This is a genomic window from Microvirga sp. BSC39 (assembly GCF_000739015.1).
In the GTDB taxonomy this organism is placed as follows: Bacteria; Pseudomonadota; Alphaproteobacteria; order Rhizobiales; family Beijerinckiaceae; genus Microvirga.
Window position 1 is genome coordinate 57,454 of record NZ_JPUG01000066.1, and the last position, 20,946, is coordinate 78,399.

The window sequence follows — 20,946 nt, forward strand, 5'->3', positions numbered from 1 at the left end:
CTCCTCAGGCCGGCTGCCGGATGGACGTTCTCAGGCGGGGATCGACGATCGTGTAGAGGATGTCGACGGCGAGGTTGATCAGGACGAAGATGAGCGCCACCAGCATCAGGTAGGCCGCCATGATCGGAATATCGACGTTCTGCACCGCCTGCACGAACAGGAGCCCCATGCCGGGCCACTGGAACACGGTTTCCGTGATGATTGCGAACGCGATGACCGAGCCGAACTGCAGCCCTACGATGGTGATGACCGGCACCAAGGTGTTCTTGAGTGCATGTCCGAAATGAATGGCCCGGGTGGTGAGACCCCTCGCCCGCGCGAACTTGATGTAGTCGGTGCGCAGCACCTCCAGCATCTCGGCCCGGACGATGCGCATGATCAGCGTCATCTGGAACAGGCCGAGCGTGATCGACGGCATGATCAGGGCCTTCAAGCCCGAGGTGGTGAGAAGCCCCGTGGACCACCAGCCGAGGCGAACCGTGTCGCCGCGTCCGAAGGACGGCAGCCAGCCGAGGATGACGGAAAACAGATAGATCAGCAGAATGCCGATCAGGAAGGTGGGCAGCGAGATGCCGATCAGCGAAATCGTCTGGAACACCTTGGCCAGGAAGCTGTCCCGCTTCAGGCCTGAATAGACGCCCATCAGCACGCCGAATCCGATGGCGAAGAGGGTTGCGCAGAAGGCCAGCTCCAGGGTGGCCGGCATTCGCTCGGCCAGGAGATCGGAAACCGGCTGCCGGAACTGGTAGGACACGCCGAATTCGCCCTGAACGGCCCTGCCAAGATAGCGGGCGAACTGCACCGGAACCGGATCGTCAAGGCCCAGAGACTGGCGGACCTGTTCCCGCTCCGCCGCGGGGGTGTCGAGGGAGACGATCTGGTTCACCGGGTCGCCGGCGAAGCGGAACATCGCAAACGAAATGATGCCGACGGCCAGGAGAACGCCAATGGCCTGGAGGGCTCGGCGGATGACAAAAGCAAACATGCACAATCTCTTGATCGCTGCGCCTCGGGCGAAATTGCTCGTCCGGGGCCTTCGAATGAATTGTCCCGGGCAGCAGGCTGCCCGGGACATGCGATCAGGCGCGGACTATTCCTTCTTCTGGGCCCAGTAGAGCAGCACCTGGTTGTCGGCGCGCTGGGTCAACGTCACCTTGTTGGAGACGCCCCAGGCGAGAGCCTGCTGGTGCAGCGGAATGTAGGAGTAGTCTTCGGTCGAGATCTTGTAGGCCTCCTTGATCATCTGGTCGCGCTTCTCTTTGTTGCTCTCGACCAGGATCTTGTCGGTCAGCTCGTCGTGCTGCTTGTTGCAGTAGTTGCCGAGGTTCGACTCGCCGCGCGAGGATTGCGCGTTGTCGCGGCAGCCCTGGATGTCGAACAGCACGTTGTGGCTGTCGAAGGTGCCCGGCGTCCAACCCAGCAGGTAGAACGACGTGTTGTAGTTGCCGGACTTCAGCACCTTGGCGAAGTATTGCGCCTTGGGCTGGGCCATCAGGTTCACCTTGACGCCGGCGCGAGCCAGCATGCCGACGACTGCCTGGCAGATCGCCTCGTCATTGACGTAGCGGTCATTCGGGCAGTCCATGCCGACCTCGAAGCCGTTCGGATAACCCGCGTCGGCCAGGAGCTTCTTGGCAGCCTCGACGTCATACTTCGGGCGCTCGAAGTCCTTCGAGAGCGCGAAGATCTGAGGCGCAATCATCAGGGCCGACGGTGTCGCCATGCCGCGCATGACGCGAGACTTGATGGTCTCGATGTCGATGGCCTTATAGAAGGCCTCGCGCACGCGCTTGTCCTTGAAGGGGTTCTTGCCCTTCACGTTCGAGAACAGAAGCTCATCGCGGGTCTGGTCGAAGCCCAGGAAGATGGTGCGCAGCTCGGGGCCCGCCTGCACCTTCGCGTTGGCGCTGCTGTTGACGCGCTGAACGTCCTGCAGCGGAACCGGCTCAACCACGTCCACCTCGCCCGAGAGCAGCGCAGCCACGCGGGTGGCGTCGGATGCGATCGGGGTGAAGACGATCTCGTCGAGGTTATGCTCGACCTTGCCCCACCATTCCTTGTGCGGCTTGAAGACGGTCTTCACGCCGGGCTGGTGGCTTTCGATCTTGAACGGGCCGGTGCCATTGGCATTCAGCGAGGCATAGCTCGGCGTTGTTGCGGCAGCGGGCGTCGGCTGAACGCTGTTGTTCGCCTCCGACCACTCCTTGTCCATGATGTACCAGGTATCCCACTGGGCATTCATGATCGGGTTGGGCGACTTGAGCTTCACGTCGACCGTGTGGTCGTCGACCTTCACCCATTCCGAGCCGCTCGGCACGCGGGTCTGGAAGTTCGAGCCCTGGGCGCGAACGCGGGTGGCCGAGAAGATCACGTCATCGGCATTGAACGGATTTCCGTTGTGGAACTTCACGTTCTTGCGCAGGAAGAGGCGCCAGGTCATGCCGTCTTCACTGATCTCCCAGCGTTCGGCGAGACCCGGGATGATGGACAGATCCTTGTCGCGCTTGGTCAGACCTTCATAGACATGGCCATGATGGGCGATCGTGGTGGTCTCGTTGAGGGTATAGGGGTCGAGCGACTTCAGGTCGCCCTGGTTGGCATAGCGCAGGGTCACGGCCATAGCCGGCAGAGCAGCGCCGGTCATCAGCACGGCAACCGTGGCGGCAAGAAATTTCGTACGTCTGGTCATCGTGTCTCTTTCTCCTCTGGAAGCCCCGCGTCTTCGCGCGGTGTTCTTCTTGTTGGAAGCTCGGCTTCTGCCTTCCTTCCACCGGGCATGAAGTTAGGCAGGAAAGTGGCCGGCGGTCTAGCCCTGACTTGGGCCACCTTGATTACCAATTAGGCACAGAGCTCCCCAATGATGCGCCGCAGCAAGCGCTCGCCGGACTCCAGTTCGCTGATCTCGATATATTCGTCCGGCTGGTGGGCCTGGGCGATGTCGCCCGGCCCGCAGACCACCGTCGGCCAACCCGCCCGCTGGAAGATGCCAGCCTCGGTGCCGTAGGAGACCACATGGGTGCCGTTGTCGCCCGTGAGGCGGCGCATGAGACGCTCCGCCTCACCGTCCGTCTCGGGCCTGAGCCCCGGCACCTCGGCGATCAGCTCGACGGTGACGCCAGTCTCCGGGCGGATCGCCTTCATCCGCGGCTCGACGACGTCGCGAATATAGGCTTCGTAGCGATCCATGTAGTCGCGCGGGCTCTCGGTGGGTATCGCCCGGATGTCGCTGAAGAACCATGCGGAGGACGACACCACGTTGGCGGCGTTGCCGCCGGCCACCATGCCGCAGTGCAGCGTCGTGTAGGGCGGCTCGAACGGGTTTGCCGGATCGGCGCGGCGCCGGTTCTCCTCCATTACGTCGTCGTGCCAGGCGATGAGCCGGGCCGCGTTCATCACCGCGCTCACCCCCTGGTCGATCCGGCTCGAATGGACCGCATAGCCGGTCACATGGGTGCGCAACTGCACGGAGGCCTTGTGGCCGGTCACCACCGCATGCCGTGTGGGCTCGCCCACGATCACGGCGGCCGGGGTCGGAAGCGCCTTTGCCATGGCATCCACCATTGATGGCGCACCCCGGCAGGCGATCTCCTCGTCATAAGAGAGCGCGATATGGACCGGCCGCTTCAGGGGCATCTTCGCCATCTCGGGTACCAGAGCCAGAACGAGGGCATCGAAGCCCTTCATGTCGGCCGAGCCGCGTCCATAAAGGCGGCCGTTCTTCTCGGTCAGCATCCAGGGATCGGTGGTCCAGTTCTGCCCCTCCACGGGCACCACGTCCGTATGGCCGGAGAACACGATCCCGCCCTCCACCTTCGGGCCGATAGTGGCGTAGAGATTGGCCTTGTCGCCTTCCGGACTCATCACGAGGGTGCTCTCCACCCCATGGCTGTTGAGCCAGTCCCGGCAAAATCCGATGATGTCGAGATTGCTGCTCGTCGAAACGCTCGGAAAGGCAACCAGACGCGCGAGCATCTCGCGGGACGATAAGGACATGTCGTGCTTCTCCCAAGGAAAGGTGCGAGCATCCGATCCCACCATGCAGCCGGTCAAGCCGGAATTATCGCCCGTCAACCGGCGGCTGCCTGTTGACGCGGCAGGCCACGCGACACCATGATCCGCCCCTCCTCCATTCCGCCTCGACGGAGACACGATGACCACCTTTGACGTCACGCTTGCCGATATCGAAGCCGCCCGCAGCCGCATTGCCGGACGGGTCCGGCGCACGCCGGCCTTCGACAGCCCCGAGGTGTCGGCGCGGCTCGGCAGGCGCACGGCCCTGAAGATGGAGGCGCTGCAGCTTGCAGGCTCGTTCAAGGTGCGCGGCGTCTTCAACAAGGTGCTGACCTTGAGCGACGAGGAGCGCCGTCGCGGGCTGGTGACGGTGTCGGGCGGCAACCATGCCATCGCGGTCGCGCGCGTCGCAGGGACGCTGGGCCTCGACGCTCTCGTGCTGATGCCGAAGGTGACACCACGCTTCAACGTCGATCTGGCGACGAAATACGGCGCCCGCATCGAACTCTGCGACGATGCCTCCGAGGCCTTCGCCAAGGCGGAGGAGTACCAGCGCCAGGGGCGGCTCTTCGTGCACCCCTATGACGACCCGGCGATCATTGCGGGCCACGGCACCCTCGGACTCGAGTTCCTGGAGGATATCCCCGATCTCACCCACGTCTTCGTATCCATCGGCGGCGGCGGCTTCATGTCGGGCGTCGCGGCAGCCCTGAAGGCGACGCGGCCCTCGCTGACGATCTACGGCGTCGAGACAGTCGGGGCACCGACCATGACCGAGGCGCTGAAGGCCGGAGAGCCGGTGACGATTCGCCCGACCTCCGTCGCCAGGACCCTTGGCGCCCCGTTCGCGACCCACAGGACGGTCGCAGGCGCCAAACTCTTCCTGAAAGAGATCATCCTCGTGGAGGACGAACCTGTGATTGCCGACGTGAGTTGGCTTCTGCAGAGGGAAAAGCTCCTCTGTGAGCCGGCCGCCGCCTGCGTGCTGACGGCGGCTGAAACCATCGTGCCGTCGCTCCCCGACGACAGCGTGATCGGCCTCGTGCTGTGCGGCTCGAACCTGTCCGTGGACGACCTCGACGCGTGGCGTCAGGCGGCGAAGGGCGCCTGATCCCGCCAGCCTTGTCCCAGCCGGCCTGAGGGAATCGGATCCAACGAGGTGCTGCCGAGTTGTCTGCACGACAGCTCAACTGGAAAGTACCCGCGCATGGTTGATCCGGCTCTCCCTGCCCCTCAGCCGGCTCCACCGCCTGCAGGCTCGTCGCTCTTTACGGCGGGCGGGATCGTTCTGGCGATCGGGGGGCTCTATTTCGGCCGTGACATCTTCATTCCGTTCGCCGTCGGCATTCTCCTCAGCTTTGCGCTGACTCCCCTGGTCAACTGGCTCCGGCGACTAAGGCTCCCGAGAGTCGCCGCCGCGCTGGTCGCCGTGACGCTGGCCTTCATCCTGATCGGCGGTATCACCTACGTGGTCGGCCGCCAGCTCGTGCAGCTCGCCAACAACCTCCCGAGCTATCAGACGACGATCACGGAGAAGATCCGCGCCCTGCAAACCTCCGCGCCTGGAGGCGGCGTTGTAGACAAGGTCACGGCCACCATTCAGGACCTGAGCAAGGAGATTTCCGGGGCGGAGAAGGTGACCGATCAGGCAGCAGAGCGAGCCGGCACGGCTCTTGGCGCTCCCCCTGCCCCGCAGGAGCCGATCACGGTTCGGCTCGAGCGTCCCGAATCCCAGCCGCTCGAGATCATCCAGACGATTGCCGGTCCACTCCTTGCGCCTCTGGCCACCGCCGGTCTGGTGATCATCTTCGTGATCTTCATTCTGCTGGAACAGGAGGATCTGCGCGACCGCTTCATCAAGCTCGCCGGCGCGGGCGACCTGCAGAAGAGCACGCAAGCCCTTAACGACGCGGCCGCGCGGGTCAGCCGCTACCTGCTGATGCAGCTCATCGTGAACCTGACCTACGGGGTTCCCATCGGGATAGCGCTCTACTTCATCGGCGTTCCCAATGCGGTGCTATGGGGCCTGCTGGCGGCGGTGCTGCGCTTCATCCCCTATCTGGGCCCCTTCCTGGCAGCCACCTTTCCCATCGCTCTCGCCATCGCGGTCGATCCTGGCTGGTCCATGCTGCTCTGGGTCGTGGGGTTGTTTCTCGCCGCCGAACTCATCAGCAACAACGTCATCGAGCCTTGGCTCTACGGCTCCAGCACGGGCCTGTCGTCGCTCGCCATCATCATGGCGGCGATCTTCTGGACCACCCTGTGGGGACCGGTCGGGCTCTTCCTGGCGACGCCCCTCACCGTCTGCCTCGTGGTGATCGGCCGCTATGTGCCTCAACTCGAATTTCTCGGCGTCCTTCTCGGCAGCGACCCGGTCCTCGCTCCGGAGGAGCGCCTGTACCAACGCCTGCTGGCCGGAAATCTGGAAGAGGCCACCGAGATCGCCGAGGATTACGTGGATGAGCACTCCTCGCGCGAGTTCTACGACCATGTGGGCATCCCCGCCCTTCGTCTGGCAGAGAACGACCGCCAGCGCAGCACCACCGACACGAACTACCGGCGCCTTGTGGCGAACACCGCCATCTGCGTGGTGAAGGAGGTTGCCGACCATATTCAGGACAAAGCACCCGCATCCGAGGATGGGAACACGTCCGGCGAGGAGAGCGCCCTGGCCGCCACAGCGAACAAGCCCGTTCTCTGCATTGCAGGACGGACGGAGCTCGATCGGGCCGCCGCCGAAATGCTCGCGCAGGTGCTGGAGGAAAACGGAACGGGCGCGCGCGTTCTGCCCCCGATTTCCATCAGCGAAGGTGCTCTGGCGCAGCTCGATCTCACCGGAGTCGAGGTCGTCTGCCTGTCCTATCTGCACCCACAGCCGCAGGTCTTCGCCCGCTACATCTGCCGTCGCCTGCGTCGGCGTGCGCCTCACCTGAAGCTCATGGTCTGCTGCTGGAACGCTCCACCGCAGGGCACCCATACGGAGGATATGGCCCGGCAGATGTCTGCGGACGCGGCCACCCTCTCCCTCGACATCTGCATGAACCAGATCACCGCGTGGCTTGCGCATAAGGCGAGCGGCTCCGATAGGAATGGGGGCCAAGCGCCTGCCGTCATCGACAACGAGCACGAGCGGCTCGCCGCCATGCAGCACCTGGGTCTTGCAGGAGCGCGCCGTCATTCCTTCGATGAGGTCGCAAAGCGCGTTGCCGAGGCGTTCGGGGCTCCGATCGCTCTCGTGTCGATGGTCACGGACGAGCAGCAGCTCATGCCGGGAGCTCAGGGCCTCCCACCAGAACTCAATGCAAGCCGGCAGGTGCCGCGGGAGGAATCCGTCTGCGGCCACGTGGTAGCCTCCGACGAGGTGATTGTGTCCGAGGATGTGACCGAGGACCCCCGGTTCGCGAACAACCCGCTCGTGCTCGAAAAGGGCATTCGCTTCTACGCCGGAGCGCCCCTGCGCACGTCCGCCGGACTGGCCCTTGGCTCCCTGTGCGTCATCGACATGGAGCCGCGTGAGTTCTCCGATGCGGACCGTGTCCGGCTGCAGCAGATGGCCGACGACCTGATGGCCGAGCTCGAACGAGATTCCGAGAAGCAAGACGACAAGAGGGAGCCGGCCCATCTCTCAGCACAGAGACAGACGCAGGATGCATCCTCATGAACGGAGGGTCTGAACGTCGGGCTATCAGATGGAGCGGCGACGAAGCGAGATCGCCAGACTGAACAGCAATGCCCCTGCCGCCATGGCAATCAGGATTGCCCATGCCGTCCACAATGACGTGAAGGATGAACCCGGTGTCAGGGCCGACGAATAGGCCTGGATCGACCAGGCGTTCGGCGTCCACCATCCGGCCTCCTGCAGCCAGGGCGGCAGAAAGAAGCGCGGGACCATGCTGCCGCCGGCAGCGGACAGGATCAGCACCACGAAGGTGGACAGAACCTGCGCCTGCTGACGGGAGGAGCAGATCACGCACAGGCTCAAGGCAAGGCCGGATGTGGCTGCCGCGACAGCGAGGGTCGTCGTCAGCCACGGGCCGAAGGAGGCGATGAAATCCACGCCATAAAGAAGATAGGCCGCGGCAAAGACCAGGGCCGCCTGCACGCTTCCCTGAGCAACGAGGAACAGGAACTTTCCCAGGATGATCCTCGCGATGGCTCCGGGTCCTGCCAGCAGGCGATCATAGACGCCCAGGCGCCGCTCCTCGATGAGTCCCACAGCGCCCTGCACGGCCGCCAGAAGCAGGAACATCACCGCCACGGCTCCGGCATAGTAGGACACGGCCCAACCGGGATTCTTCGGCAGCGCCGACTCGCTGGCGACCAGTCCCGCATCGCGCATGCGCGGGTCGCTGCGTGTTTCGTCTGCCTTCTCCTTGAATGTCTCGTCTATCCAGATCCTCTGCTCGGATGTGATTCCCCCGATGGCTTCCAGGTCAGCCAGCACCTGGGCGAAGGCGACGTCCGGCATGTGCATCGCCAGCAGCCGCTGCAGGTGGCCTGCCATGATGGCCCCGGCAATGGCCCGCGCCTCGTGGGTGACGAGGAGGACCGGAGCGCCGGCACCGCGCTGGTTGAGATCGCTCCTGAGGATGAGCCCCAGATCGACGGCGCCATCCTTGACCAGGCCGCGCACGGTCCCGTCTGATGCATCCTCGCTGTACGTGACGCGCAGGGTCGGCTCCGAACGGAGCACCTGGACCAGCTGCGCGGTCGTCGGGGTTCGTGCCAGATCGGCGATGCCCACATGAAGCCGCAGCTGGTCGCCGCCGGCGGATGAGAAGATGGCCGCGAAGATCACGAAGATGAGCGGCGGCAGCACGAACGCCATAGCCAGAGCGCCCCGATCCCTGAGCAGGGTCAGGAGCATGACGCGGGCTGCCGGGAAGATCATGAGCGTGTGCCTTCCACATGAGCCAGCACATGCTCAAGCCCCGGCTCGCGCAGGCTGATCTCGTGCAGGTCGATCCCCTGCCGCCGGAGCGCAGCCGGCAGGGAGGCGAAGCCCTCCACGCCTGCCGACCACGAGGTCCATTCGAGCGGGTTGGCTGTCGGGGCGAATCCCAATCGTTCGAGAGTGCTCCTCACCGTGTCGCCCGGCTCCTGGCTCAAGGTCACGACCACCTCGCGCCTGTCTCCGAACATGCGGCGGAGAATGTCTCCGACAGGACCCTCCTCGGCCATCCGGCCGGATGCAAGGATGCCGATCCGGTCGGCCAAGGCTCTTGCCTCGTCGAGGTCGTGGGTCGTGAGCAGAATGGACATGCCCTGATCCCGCAGGCGCCTCAGGGTCCGGTGCAGCGACAGACGGGCATCCACGTCGACACCGACAGTGGGCTCGTCCAGCAACAGGAGCCGGGGCCGCGTCAGCAGGGCAGCGGCGATGTTGGCCCGGCGCTTGTATCCACCGGAAAGATGGTCGATCAGATCGCGCTGCCGGCCCTCCACCTGCACCAGGGCCATGGCCTCGGCGACGCGAGAGGAAATCTCCCGCTTCGCCAGCCCCGCCATTCCGGCCATGATCTCCAGGTTCTCCCGGACCGTCAGGCGTGGATAGAGGGCGATATCCTGCGGAACCAGGCTCATCAGGCGGCGGGGTGCGGCCTCCCGACCGGGGTCGCCTCCGAACACCTGCACATCGCCGGATGCCGGCCGGAGCTGTCCCGTCAGGAGGCGCATAAGGGTCGTCTTGCCGGTACCGTTGCGCCCCAGCAGAGCGAAGATCTCGCCTTGTTTCAGGGCCAGGTTCAATCCCCGCAGAACCTCGCGTGCTCCCAGGCGGACATGAACCTCGGTCAGAACCGCAATCACCAGCCCCTGATGCGCGGGCGCTGGCTCTTGGGTTCTCGACAGGTGCTGACGCGAAGGGATGGTTGTCTCCTAGGAAAGACCATGGATGCGGGCAGGCTTCTCCCGTCAGGAACCTAGCTTCGATTCCGGTTTCGGGAAGAGCACGCATTGATGTGATCGCCGGATGGGCCGGGAGCTCTCGCATTCTTGAAGCCACGCGCCAGGTTTGTTCTGGCCGGCCGCTCGCGGCCCGGTGTTCAACGAGGGGCACCATCCATGCTTCGACCGACTATCGGAATGATCGCTGTTGTCATGCTTGCGGGCGTAGCGGAGGCAGCTCCCCTGACCGTTCAGGTGGAGGGCGCCGGTCCTGGGCAGGGTCCGGTCCTGATCGGCATCTGCTCCGGCTCCCTGGACTTCGGCTCCTGCCGGTACAGCCAGAACGTGCAGCCTCCAGCTGCGGAGTTCCAGGTCGTGTTCCCCGATGTTCCAGAGGGATCCTACGCCATCGCAGTCTTCCAGGACACGAACGGCAACACCAACCTCGACCGGGACCCGAGAGGGCTGCCCCTCGAACCCTATGGCTTCAGCAACGGCACGGGCCGCACGGCCCCACCCTCTTTCGAGGCTGCCCGCATCAGGGTCGCGGGTCCCACGCTCACCAAGGTCCGCATCGCCCGCTCGCCTCTGGCGCGGTGAACCGGCTCGAAGGAACCGTGCTTCTGGAAATTGTAGTGGTGGGGTGGGGAAGAACGGGATTCGAACCCTATTCCGTAGAATAAAATGGTCGGAGCGAGAGGATTTGAACCTCCGACCCCTAGTCCCCCAGACTAGTGCGCTAACCGGGCTGCGCTACGCTCCGACTGCCGAAAGGCTCGGATGCTCTAACTTTTTAGGAGCAGTCACGCAACCCTGAAATTGGTGCGCCGAACAGAAAGGCACCAAAACCGCATTCCTGCCTAAGCTTCTTTTGACCCGCGCAGGCGCTTCTGCACACGAGCCCTGTGGCGTGATTGAACCAGCTATTCAGCAGGCACGGCCGATCCCTGCCCCGGGCGTCCGGACGGCGTGCCATTGGGGTTCATGCCGTATTTTTTGTAGAAGGCCTGACGATCCACCTCTTCCGCGGCTTGCATGCGCGCCCGTGCACTGGTCATCCAAGCCCGGTGGGCTGCCCGTCCGCCGACCATGAGGGGCAATGACGCAACGCCGGTGGAGTCGAAGGCTGCCGCAGCGCCTGCGGCGCCTTGAACCGTGCCGAAAGCGCGAGCCTCCGCCATCAGTTCATTATGCGTTGCAGCCGCGGCCGTCCCTGATTCATGGATCGGCTTGGCCGTTTGCTGACACCCGGAAACAGCGACAGAGAGAAGAAGGATGGAGAGAACAGTCCTAGTCATAGTGCCTGAGCTCAAGAGAACGAAAGAAGCGCCTGCCGATCGCGGGGCAACGCAACTTAAGCCATGATACAACATATTTAGCGCGTACCAAAGAAGTCTGTATCAACACTCGAGGTCACTTCTGAACTCGGCGGGCGGCTATCGGAGGCTTCTCAAATCGATCTTTGGTCGTCGTTGAATTCGCGACCGCTGAATTCTTCAATCGATGACAGCAGGGAGCAGATGCTTCCCCTCCACCCTGCTGTCTCTTCAGATACAGGAGGCAATCAGATCGACTCGACCCAGAAGTCGGTTGAGGACATTTTCCGGCCTGCGCCGATCTTCACGATAGCGATGGCGTCTTTTGAGCCTGTTCCGTCCGCATCATAGTAAACGACGCCATTCTTTGGGTTGTAGATGATGCGATCATTGCTGTCGTGAGCCTTGGTGCCCTGCCAGAAGGCGCTGGCCTTCATCCAAGTGTCTGCCTTGCGGAGCCCTGAGAATGCGTATTTCGAGAGGCTTATCGTATCGTATTTTCCATTATAATCCGTAATCACGTCAGTTGATGCTCTCGACAGGGCAGAGTTTCCAAAGAAAAAGGTGTCGTAGCCACTGCCGCCCGTGAGTCGATCCTGCCCTCTGCTTCCGGAAATGAAGTCATCGCCAGCACCACCGTAGATCCGATCGTTTCCGCCGTTGCCCCAAAGATCGTTGGAAAACGCATCTCCATAGATCGTGTCGCGTCCGTCTGTACCTAACGCAACTTTATTACCCTGAGCATAGATGACAGCCATTTCAGGCCCTCCGTTACCAAGCTTCTGTACGGCCCCGCATGTCTGGTGTCGTGCCAAGCTTCAGCTTGGTTCTGTGAGATCGCTATACGTAATTACATTTGCCCGCTGAGGAAGCTGTGCGGTACCGCACGGGACTGTGAACGCGGGCTTCGGTGCAGGCAACCGCCGAGCTGAAACCTTCCTGCGGCCATGGCGTTCGCCCCGTAACGGCGGCCCAGAGTCGAGCGCCATCTTCGGCGTGTCGCGGCCGAGCCGTGATTTTCAGCAGGAGAGACTTATGGATCGTCGTGCGCTCCTCGGCGGCTTGGCCGCCGCGCTTGTCATTGCCCCCGCCCTCGCTCAAACGAGCGGCTCCTCTTCCACCATGCCGTCCCAGTCGTCGGGCCGCATGCCCATGAGCCAGACCGGCGGCCAGATGAGCCAGGCGGACATGCAGCACATGCAGCAGACCATGCAGCTCGGCATGGTGGCCCTGGAGTCGAGCCGGATCGCGATGAACAAGGTCCGCAACGAGGACCTGAAGCGTTTCGCGAATTTCGAGGTGCAGGAGCAGACCACCCTGTCGGAGGTTCTGCGCTCCATGATGGACCCTGGAGCGACCGCCGCGACGGGATCGGCAAGCAGCCAGTCCGGTCAGTCGACCATGCCGGCCATGCAGATGGATGCCAGCGCCCGTGACATGATGCAGAAGATGCAGAACCAGCAGGCCGGCGCCGAATTCGACAAGATGTACCTGGAAGCGCAGCTGCAGGGTCACCGCGACCTCCTGCAGGTTCAGGAGCGCTACCTTCAGTCCAACCCGCAGAACCGCGAGCACATGAACGTGGCCAAGATGGCCCGCGGCCATATCAGCGAGCACATCGCCATGCTCGAGGACCTGCAGAAGACTATGCGCTAAAGCGCCAGACGGCAGAAAAAAGCCCGCTCCGGTCGATGGCTGGAGCGGGCGAGTCTCAGGAGTAATCCTTGGAGGGATCTTTCCCAAACCCGGATGGAACCCGAATGTTTCATGGAGCGGGTGCGGCGTTCCAACCCATCGTTGAAGCCGACCGCAGCCTCATACGCTCCAGTGAACTTCTTCAGAGTACCAGCCGTTCTCATGCTGCCGCCGTGGCGAGGATGGAACGGTGCCGGCATGCAGGGCAGCCTGAAACAACGAGAAGCAGTCCCGAGGGGCAGCCCGAGCACGCCTCCGGCCCAGCCAACCGGCTTTACCTCCGTACTTGAGCGGAACATCGAGGCTCTGCGGCGCAAACGCGAGGAGGATGAGCGGAAGGCCAGCCTCCAGGACCGGATCGCTCAGGTCATCACCCGCTTCACCGGCAGCATGGCTTTCGTCTATGTCCACTTGGTCCTCGTGGGCGGGTGGGTTGCCGCCAATCTTGGGATCGTTCCCGGTGTGCCGATCTTCGATCCGACGTTCGTGATCCTCGCCACCTGTGCGTCTGTGGAGGCGATCTTTCTCTCCACCTTCGTCTTGATCAGCCAAAACCGGGCATCCGCGGAAGCGGATCGAAGGGCGGAGCTCGATCTCCAGACCAACCTTCTCTCCGAACATGAGATAACGCGGCTTTTGACGCTCACGCGCGCCATCGCGGAGCATCTGGGGATCCGGGAAGCGAACGATCCCAGCCTTGCGGAACTCGAACGGCATGTTGCGCCGGAAAAAGTGCTCGATCGCCTGACGGAGGACGAGAGCAACGGCCCGCCCTGACGAGGCGCCTCAAGGGGATCAGGCGAGGTGGGGAGAAATGGTGGGCGGTGAGGGGATCGAACCCCCGACCTGCGGTGTGTAAAACCGATGCTCTACCAGCTGAGCTAACCGCCCGACAGGCCTGACATAAAAACAGAAGGCCAACAACGCAAGCGCCGTTGGCCCTCATGGCAGTCAATCGCTGTCAAAAAGCGATTACTTCGCGTTGACGGCGTCCTTCAGGCCGGCGCCGGCGCGGAACTTGGGGGTCTTGGAAGCGGGAACCTTGACCTTCTCGCCGGTGCGCGGGTTGCGCGCCTCGCCGGCTGCGCGGTTGGTCACCACGAACGTGCCGAAACCGACGATCTTGACCTCGTCGCCCTGCTTCAGAGCGCCGGTGATCGCCTCGATGGCGGCGTCGATCGCATCACCAGCCTGGCCACGCGAAAGGCCCACCTTGTCGGCGACGGCCGCAACGAGCTCGCCTTTATTCATGTCTTATCCTCCAGTGATCACGGCAGCCGCAAAAGGAAATGGTCCACCGTTTCAGGGACCACCCGTTTGGCGCAAAGCTTATCCGTAAGCAACCCCGAAGTGGCTGAAAACAGCCGTTTTTCGGCACATTTTCCCAAAAAGAAGCCTCCGGACTCGCGTCCGGAGGCTTCTGCCGTTACGTCAGGTTGAGGCTAGTGAGCCACGACCCCGGTCGAGTCGTCCTCGACGGCAGGCTTCGGCCCCTTAGGAACAGAAGCCTCGTCCCACTCGATCGGCTCGGGCATGCGCACCAGGGCATGCTGGAGAACCTGATCCATCATCGAGACCGGCACGATCTCCAGGCCGTTCTTCACGCTCGCCGGGATGTCGGCCAAGTCCTTGGCGTTTTCCTCGGGGATCAGCACCTTCTTGATGCCGCCGCGCAGGGCCGCCAGGAGCTTCTCCTTCAGGCCGCCGATCGGCAGCACCCTGCCCCGCAGCGTGACCTCACCCGTCATGGCGATATCGCGGCGAACCGGGATGCTCGTGATGACGGACACGATGGCGGTCGCCATGGCGATACCGGCGGACGGGCCATCCTTGGGCGTTGCGCCTTCCGGCACGTGCACGTGGATGTCGCGACGGTCGAACATGGGCGGCTCGACGCCGAAATCGACGGCCCGGGAGCGGACATAGGACGCCGCAGCCGAGATCGATTCCTTCATGACGTCACGCAGGTTGCCCGTGACGGTCATCTTGCCCTTGCCCGGCATCATGATGCCTTCGATGGTTAGCAGCTCGCCGCCCACCTCGGTCCAGGCCAGACCCGTGACCGCACCGACCATGTCCTCGGTCTCGGCCTCGCCGTAGCGATAGCGCGGGGGTCCCAGGAACTCCGGCAGGTTAGCGGTCGTGACCTCCACCGACTTGACCTTGGAGATCAGGATCTCCTTCACGGCCTTGCGGATGAGATTGGCCAGCTCGCGCTCGAGGTTACGCACGCCCGCCTCGCGGGTGTAGCGGCGGATCAGCATGAGGAGTGCCTCGTCGCCGATCTTCCACTCCTTCTCCGCCAAGCCATGCTTCTTCATGGACGACGGGATCAGGTGGGTGCGGGCAATCTCGGCCTTCTCTTCCTCGGTGTAACCCGCGATGCGGATCACTTCCATACGGTCGAGAAGCGGGCCGGGAATGTTGAGCGTGTTGGCCGTCGTCACGAACATCACGTTGGACAGGTCGTAGTCGACCTCCAGGTAATGGTCGTTGAAGGTCGAGTTCTGCTCAGGGTCGAGAACCTCGAGCAGGGCCGCCGACGGGTCGCCGCGGAAGTCCATGCCCATCTTGTCGATCTCGTCGAGCAGGATGAGCGGGTTGGACGTCTTGGCCTTGCGCATCGACTGGACGATCTTGCCAGGCATCGAGCCGATATAGGTCCGGCGGTGGCCGCGGATCTCCGACTCGTCACGGACGCCGCCGAGCGACATGCGCACGAACTCGCGGCCCGTGGCCTTGGCGATCGACTTGCCGAGCGAGGTCTTGCCCACGCCGGGAGGACCGACGAGGCAGAGGATCGGGCCCGTGAGCTTGTTGGCGCGCTGCTGCACGGCCAGGTACTCGACGATGCGCTCCTTGACCTTCTCGAGGCCGTAGTGATCCGCATCGAGCAGATCCTGGGCGGCCTTCAGGTCCTTCTTCATCTTCGAGCGGCGGTTCCACGGGATCCCGAGCAGCCAGTCGAGATAGTTGCGCACGACGGTGGCTTCCGCCGACATGGGCGACATCTGGCGGAGCTTCTTGAGCTCGCCCATCGCCTTCTCGCGGGCTTCCTTCGTGAACTTGGTCTTCTCGATCTTCTCCTCGAGCTCGGCCAGCTCGTCGCGACCTTCGTCGTCGCCGAGCTCCTTCTGGATCGCCTTCATCTGCTCGTTGAGGTAGTACTCGCGCTGCGTCTTCTCCATCTGACGCTTCACGCGGGTGCGGATCCGCTTCTCGACCTGGAGAACCGAAATCTCGCTCTCCATCATGCCGAGCACCTTCTCCAGGCGCTGGGCAACGGTCGGGGTTTCGAGAATCGCCTGCTTGTCGGCGATCTTGATGGCCAAGTGCGAAGCGATGGTGTCGGCGAGCTTGGCCGGCTCGTCGATCTGGGTCACCGCGGTCACGACCTCGGGCGACACCTTCTTGTTGAGCTTCACGTAGTTCTCGAACTCGGACACCACGGAGCGGGCAAGCGCCTCGGCCTCCACCTGATCGCCGAGCGAGTCGGGCAGAGCCTCGGCCTCGGCCTCGTAATATTCGTCCGTGCGGGTATAGGTCTTGACCTGGGCCCGGCTCGCGCCCTCGACCAGCACCTTCACGGTGCCGTCGGGCAGCTTCAGAAGCTGCAGAACGTTCGCCAGCGTACCGACCTTGTAGATCGCATCCGTTGCCGGATCGTCATCCGTCGCGTCGATCTGGGTTGCCAGAAGGATATGACGATCCCCCTTGACCACTTCCTCAAGCGCGCGGATCGACTTTTCGCGGCCGACGAAGAGCGGCACGATCATGTGCGGAAAGACAACAATGTCGCGCAGAGGCAGAACCGCATAGGTTCCGGTCGAGCCTGGAACAACAGGCTGACGTGGCTTCGATTGTGTCATGAGACGACTTCCTTTTGACTGCGTCCGGGAATCCCCTCACATGAGCTGGACCTCAGACGGATAACCGGAATGCTCAGGCTCTTGTTATGGGCTGCATCCGGTACGCCGGGCCCTCCCTCGGGCGATGAGCAGATAGCTCCGGCGCAAGACATAATGTGGCGTTGCGGACGTATCCTTTCAAGAAGATCGCCCGCAACGGATGGGTTCATGGGAGCCCCTGAGCCGACCTTAGGCGCTGGCGCTGGCGGCCTGATCGTTGCGCTCGCCGTGGATGAAGAGAGGCTTGGCCTTGCCCTCCACCACCTCGGGCCCGATCACCACCTGCTCGACGGAGTCGAGGCCCGGCAGATCGTACATGGTCTCCAGCAGGATGCCTTCCATGATGGACCGCAGACCGCGGGCGCCCGTCTTCCGCTCGATCGCCTTCTTGGCGATGAGGGTCAGGGCCTCGTCCTGGAACGTCAGCTGCACGTTCTCCATCTCGAAGAGGCGCTGGTACTGCTTCACCAGGGCGTTCTTCGGCTCCTGCAGAATGGTCTTCAGGGCGTCGATGTCGAGGTCCTCCAGGGTCGCCAGGACCGGCAGGCGGCCGACGAACTCGGGGATCAGGCCGAACTTCAGCAGATCCTCGGGCTCCACCTCGCGGAAGATCTCACCCGTCCGGCGGTCATCCGGGGAGCTCACGGAAGCCGCGAAGCCGATGGACGTACCCTTGCCGCGGCTGGCGATGATCCGCTCCAGGCCCGCGAAGGCGCCGCCGCAGATGAACAGGATGTTCGTGGTATCGACCTGCAGGAACTCCTGCTGCGGGTGCTTGCGGCCGCCCTGGGGAGGCACGGAGGCGACGGTGCCTTCCATGATCTTCAGGAGCGCCTGCTGCACGCCCTCGCCCGAGACGTCGCGGGTGATCGAGGGGTTGTCCGACTTGCGGGAGATCTTGTCGATCTCGTCGATATACACGATGCCGCGCTGCGCCCGCTCGACATTGTAGTCGGAGGCCTGGAGCAGCTTGAGGATGATGTTCTCCACGTCCTCGCCGACGTAGCCCGCCTCGGTCAGGGTCGTTGCGTCCGCCATGGTGAACGGCACGTCCAGGATCCGGGCGAGGGTCTGGGCCAGCAGGGTCTTGCCCGAGCCGGTGGGACCGATCAGCAGGATGTTCGACTTGGCCAATTCGACGTCGTTGTGCTTCGTCGCATGGGCCAGGCGCTTGTAATGGTTGTGGACCGCTACCGAGAGCACCTTCTTGGCGTGCTCCTGGCCGATCACGTAATCGTCCAGAACGCGGCTGATTTCCTTCGGGGTCGGAACCCCGTCGCGGGACTTCACGAGAGACGATTTCGACTCTTCGCGGATGATGTCCATGCAGAGCTCGACGCATTCATCGCAGATGAAAACCGTCGGACCAGCGATCAGCTTGCGTACCTCGTGCTGGCTCTTGCCGCAAAAGGAGCAGTACAGCGTGCTCTTGGAGTCGTTGCCGCCAGCCTTGGTCATTATCACATCTCCAATCCGCACCGGGACGGCCCTTCCGGCCCGATACTTCTTCTAAGTTTATGAGCGACGGAGCTAACGAAAGGTTCCGTCGCTAAGAATTGAACGATCAAATCGCCATGGGTTCCGAATCCATATGCAATCACGCGCAGAGCACGGGATCAATAGAAACGGAATTGCCCGCCAAAAAGACGCACCCTGGAGGAATTTGTCCCCAGGTTTTAAGGGTTAGGCCGGAGTGGCTGCCGGCTCGGGCCGCTTGGCGATCACCTGGTCGATCAGACCGAACTCCCGGGCAGCCTCGGCGGTCATGAAGTTGTCGCGCTCCAGGGCCCGCTCGATGGCCTCGTAGGGCTGGCTGGTATGCTGGACGTAGATCTCGTTCAGCCGGCGCTTGAGGGCTTCGCTCTCGCGGGCGTGGATCATGATGTCCGTCACCTGGCCCTGGTAGCCGCCGGAGGGCTGGTGGACCATGATGCGGGCGTTCGGGAGGGCGAAGCGCATGCCCTTCTCGCCGGCGGTCAGCAGGAGGGAGCCCATGGAGGCGGCCTGGCCGACGCAGAGGGTCGAGACCGGGCAGCGGATGAACTGCATGGTATCGTAGATCGACAGGCCCGAGGTCACCACGCCGCCGGGCGAGTTGATGTAGAAGGAGATTTCCTTCTTCGGGTTCTCGGCCTCGAGGAACAGAAGCTGCGCCACGATCAGCGAGGCCGAGTAGTCTTCGACAGGGCCCGTGAGGAAGATAATCCGTTCGCGCAGGAGGCGCGAATAGATGTCGAATGCCCGCTCGCCGCGGTTCGACTGCTCAACCACCATCGGGACGAGCGTATTGTTAAAGAGCGCTACCGGATCTCTCATTGTCTCACTGCTCCAGTTCGGCCGCGCAGATTCGCGGCCGTCCAATTCATGCAAGCAACGAGACGCTTAAGGGAGCGTTACTCGCCCTTGCCGGATTTCTCTCCGTCCTCGTCCTCGTCGCTGAAGAGCGCGTCCTTGGAGACGGTCTCTTCGTTCACCTTCACCTGGGACAGGATCTGGTCGACGACTTTCTCTTCAAACAGAGGAGCCCGGATTTCAGCTAGGGCCTGCGGGTTCTTTTGGTAGAACTCCCAAACCTGGCGCTCCTGGCCGGGGTACTGACGGACCCGCTCGATGAGGGCCTGAGTCACCTCGTCGTCGGAGATCTTGATATCGGACTTCTCACCGATCTGTGCAAGGACCAACCCGAGGCGAACGCGACGCTCGGCGATCTTGCGGTACTCGGCCTTGGCCTCGTCCTCGGTGGTGTCCTCATCCTCGAAGGTGCGGTTGTTCGACTTCATGTCGCCCATGACCTGCGACCATACGGCTGCGAACTCCTGCTCGACCAGGGTCGGCGGCAGCTCGAAGCTGTACTTGGCGTCGAGGGCGTCCAGGAGTTCCTTCTTGACCTTGCGGCGGGACTGGGTATCAAAGTCGCGCTTGATGGCGTCGCTGATCGCTTCCTTGAGCTTGTCCAGGGACTCCATGCCGAAGCCCTTGGCCATCTCGTCGTCGATCTTCAGCTCGCCGGGAGCCTCGACTTCCTTCACGGTCACGTCGAACTCGGCATCCTTGCCGGCCAGGTGAGCGGCCATGTAGTTCGTCGGGAAGGTGACCTTCACGAGCTTGGTGTCTCCGGCCTTGAGACCGACGAGCTGGTCCTCGAAGCCCGGGATGAAGGTGTTGGAGCCGAGCTCGACCCGGATGTCCTGGCCGTTGCCGCCTTCGAACTCGGTGCCGTCGATTCGGCCCACGAAGTCCACGACCACGCGGTCGCCGGAAACGGCCTCGCCGTCCTTCGTCTCGAAGGAGCGGTTCTGCTTGGCCATGCGCTCTAGCGATTCGGTGATCTCGGCGTCGGTCACCTCGGCCACCGGCTTCGTGACGGCGACGTCCGACAGGTCCGCAAGCTCGAATTCCGGCAGGACCTCGAGGGCGACGGTGAAGGCCAGATCGCCCTTGGCGTCCATGGCCTTCTCGACCTCTTCCTGACTCTCCGGGAACTGGACCTGGGGCTCGTTGGCGAGCTTCAGGCTGTTGTCCTCGACGATCTTGCGGTTCGCCTCGTTGACGGCGTTCTGCAGGACGTCGGCCATGACGGAACGGCCATAGACCTTGCGCAGGTGACCCACCGGCACCTTGCCGGGGCGGAAACCATTGAGCCGGACCCGGTCCTTCAGGGTCGACAATTCGCTGTTCAGGCGCTCTTCCAACTCGGTGGCCGGGAGCACGACCTTGAACTCTCGCTTCAAGCCTTGGGACAGTGTTTCCGTCACCTGCATGGTACTATTCGCCTTCATCACTCGAATATGAATCTCAAATCCAAGCTCCGGCCGATGCGGCGTCATGCCGTCACCTGAGCCGCTCGGAGCCTCCGGATCCAACCCTGACGGGATTGGTGCGGGCGGAGGGACTCGAACCCCCACAACTTGCGTCGCTGGAACCTAAATCCAGTGCGTCTACCAATTCCGCCACGCCCGCGCGGGAGCAGCGCGCGCGAACGCGCCCCTCTTCCGGGACGCGGCTCTATAGCATGGTTGAGGAAGCGTGCATCAAAAAAGTTCGTGTGCGGCAAATGGCAACCAAACTTGGCCGTTCACGTTCAAATCTGTACCCGTACCGATATCCCGAGCCCTCTTCGAGATCCCCGC

The 20,946-nt window shown here is 63.1% G+C and carries 17 protein-coding genes and 3 tRNA genes; 5 read left to right on the top strand and 15 right to left on the bottom strand.

Annotated elements, in window-relative coordinates; all coding sequences use genetic code 11:
- Nucleotides 1-4: 4 nt before the first annotated feature.
- The 3 genes from MA07_RS15565 to argE form a co-directional block, all read right to left on the bottom strand.
- Entirely contained in the window at nucleotides 5-985 is a 981-nt protein-coding gene (locus MA07_RS15565; RefSeq protein WP_036352693.1) for an ABC transporter permease, read from the bottom strand.
- 105 nt (nucleotides 986-1,090) lie between these two features.
- Nucleotides 1,091-2,689, bottom strand: coding sequence for an ABC transporter substrate-binding protein (locus tag MA07_RS15570; protein WP_036352696.1), 1,599 nt, complete (start codon nucleotides 2,687-2,689; stop codon nucleotides 1,091-1,093).
- A 149-nt stretch (nucleotides 2,690-2,838) separates the two neighbouring features.
- The gene (argE, locus tag MA07_RS15575; protein WP_036352785.1) at nucleotides 2,839-3,993 is read right to left on the bottom strand and encodes an acetylornithine deacetylase; all 1,155 of its coding nucleotides are present in this window, start codon (nucleotides 3,991-3,993) and stop codon (nucleotides 2,839-2,841) included.
- A gap of 157 nt (nucleotides 3,994-4,150) precedes the next feature.
- Between argE and MA07_RS15580 the strand changes: the two genes are divergently transcribed.
- Together MA07_RS15580 and MA07_RS15585 are read left to right on the top strand one after the other, a co-directional pair.
- On the top strand, nucleotides 4,151-5,122 hold the full coding sequence (locus tag MA07_RS15580) for a threonine/serine dehydratase (RefSeq protein ID WP_036352699.1): 972 nt from the start codon (nucleotides 4,151-4,153) through the stop codon (nucleotides 5,120-5,122).
- Nucleotides 5,123-5,218: 96 nt separating this feature from the next.
- The gene (locus MA07_RS15585; RefSeq protein WP_081928994.1) at nucleotides 5,219-7,672 is read left to right on the top strand and encodes an AI-2E family transporter; all 2,454 of its coding nucleotides are present in this window, start codon (nucleotides 5,219-5,221) and stop codon (nucleotides 7,670-7,672) included.
- Between the two features lie 24 nt (nucleotides 7,673-7,696).
- On the opposite strand, the gene MA07_RS15590 is transcribed toward MA07_RS15585, so the two are convergent.
- Together MA07_RS15590 and MA07_RS15595 are read right to left on the bottom strand one after the other, a co-directional pair.
- Complete coding sequence (locus MA07_RS15590; protein ID WP_036352702.1) at nucleotides 7,697-8,902, bottom strand: ABC transporter permease; 1,206 nt, start codon at nucleotides 8,900-8,902, stop codon at nucleotides 7,697-7,699.
- Nucleotides 8,899-9,819, bottom strand: coding sequence for an ABC transporter ATP-binding protein (locus tag MA07_RS15595; protein WP_052003210.1), 921 nt, complete (start codon nucleotides 9,817-9,819; stop codon nucleotides 8,899-8,901). The genes MA07_RS15590 and MA07_RS15595 overlap by 4 nt, the downstream gene beginning before the upstream one ends.
- Nucleotides 9,820-10,074: 255 nt before the next feature.
- Here MA07_RS15595 and MA07_RS15600 point away from each other — a divergent pair, with 255 nt between their 5' ends.
- Nucleotides 10,075-10,497: a DUF2141 domain-containing protein gene (locus MA07_RS15600; protein WP_036352706.1), complete on the top strand. Its 423-nt coding sequence runs from the start codon at nucleotides 10,075-10,077 to the stop codon at nucleotides 10,495-10,497.
- 85 nt (nucleotides 10,498-10,582) lie between these two features.
- Here the strand turns inward: MA07_RS15600 and MA07_RS15605 are convergent.
- From MA07_RS15605 to MA07_RS29020, 3 genes are all read right to left on the bottom strand, one after another.
- Nucleotides 10,583-10,660, bottom strand: a tRNA-Pro gene (locus MA07_RS15605).
- A 160-nt stretch (nucleotides 10,661-10,820) separates the two neighbouring features.
- Complete coding sequence (locus tag MA07_RS15610; RefSeq protein ID WP_036352709.1) at nucleotides 10,821-11,078, bottom strand: hypothetical protein; 258 nt, start codon at nucleotides 11,076-11,078, stop codon at nucleotides 10,821-10,823.
- Nucleotides 11,079-11,461: 383 nt separating this feature from the next.
- A complete protein-coding gene (locus MA07_RS29020; protein WP_081928996.1) occupies nucleotides 11,462-11,971 on the bottom strand; it encodes a hypothetical protein in 510 nt (169 codons plus the stop codon).
- A gap of 277 nt (nucleotides 11,972-12,248) precedes the next feature.
- Between MA07_RS29020 and MA07_RS15620 the strand changes: the two genes are divergently transcribed.
- The gene (locus MA07_RS15620; RefSeq protein ID WP_036352712.1) at nucleotides 12,249-12,869 is read left to right on the top strand and encodes a DUF4142 domain-containing protein; all 621 of its coding nucleotides are present in this window, start codon (nucleotides 12,249-12,251) and stop codon (nucleotides 12,867-12,869) included.
- Between the two features lie 201 nt (nucleotides 12,870-13,070).
- On the top strand, nucleotides 13,071-13,685 hold the full coding sequence (locus MA07_RS15625) for a DUF1003 domain-containing protein (protein WP_244445263.1): 615 nt from the start codon (nucleotides 13,071-13,073) through the stop codon (nucleotides 13,683-13,685).
- 38 nt (nucleotides 13,686-13,723) lie between these two features.
- Here the strand turns inward: MA07_RS15625 and MA07_RS15630 are convergent.
- The 7 genes from MA07_RS15630 to MA07_RS15660 form a co-directional block, all read right to left on the bottom strand.
- Nucleotides 13,724-13,799 (bottom strand) — tRNA-Val (locus MA07_RS15630).
- A gap of 81 nt (nucleotides 13,800-13,880) precedes the next feature.
- Entirely contained in the window at nucleotides 13,881-14,159 is a 279-nt protein-coding gene (locus MA07_RS15635) for an HU family DNA-binding protein (protein ID WP_036352717.1), read from the bottom strand.
- A gap of 191 nt (nucleotides 14,160-14,350) precedes the next feature.
- On the bottom strand, nucleotides 14,351-16,777 hold the full coding sequence (gene lon, locus MA07_RS15640; RefSeq protein ID WP_036352721.1) for an endopeptidase La: 2,427 nt from the start codon (nucleotides 16,775-16,777) through the stop codon (nucleotides 14,351-14,353).
- A 228-nt stretch (nucleotides 16,778-17,005) separates the two neighbouring features.
- Nucleotides 17,006-18,274, bottom strand: a complete 1,269-nt coding sequence (gene clpX, locus MA07_RS15645; RefSeq protein ID WP_036352724.1) for an ATP-dependent Clp protease ATP-binding subunit ClpX — start codon at nucleotides 18,272-18,274, stop codon at nucleotides 17,006-17,008.
- Nucleotides 18,275-18,499: 225 nt separating this feature from the next.
- A complete protein-coding gene (locus tag MA07_RS15650; RefSeq protein WP_036352726.1) occupies nucleotides 18,500-19,132 on the bottom strand; it encodes an ATP-dependent Clp protease proteolytic subunit in 633 nt (210 codons plus the stop codon).
- Nucleotides 19,133-19,209: 77 nt separating this feature from the next.
- Nucleotides 19,210-20,577, bottom strand: a complete 1,368-nt coding sequence (gene tig, locus MA07_RS15655; protein WP_036352728.1) for a trigger factor — start codon at nucleotides 20,575-20,577, stop codon at nucleotides 19,210-19,212.
- A 114-nt stretch (nucleotides 20,578-20,691) separates the two neighbouring features.
- Nucleotides 20,692-20,776 (bottom strand) — tRNA-Leu (locus MA07_RS15660).
- Between the last annotated feature and the right edge of the window lie 170 nt (nucleotides 20,777-20,946).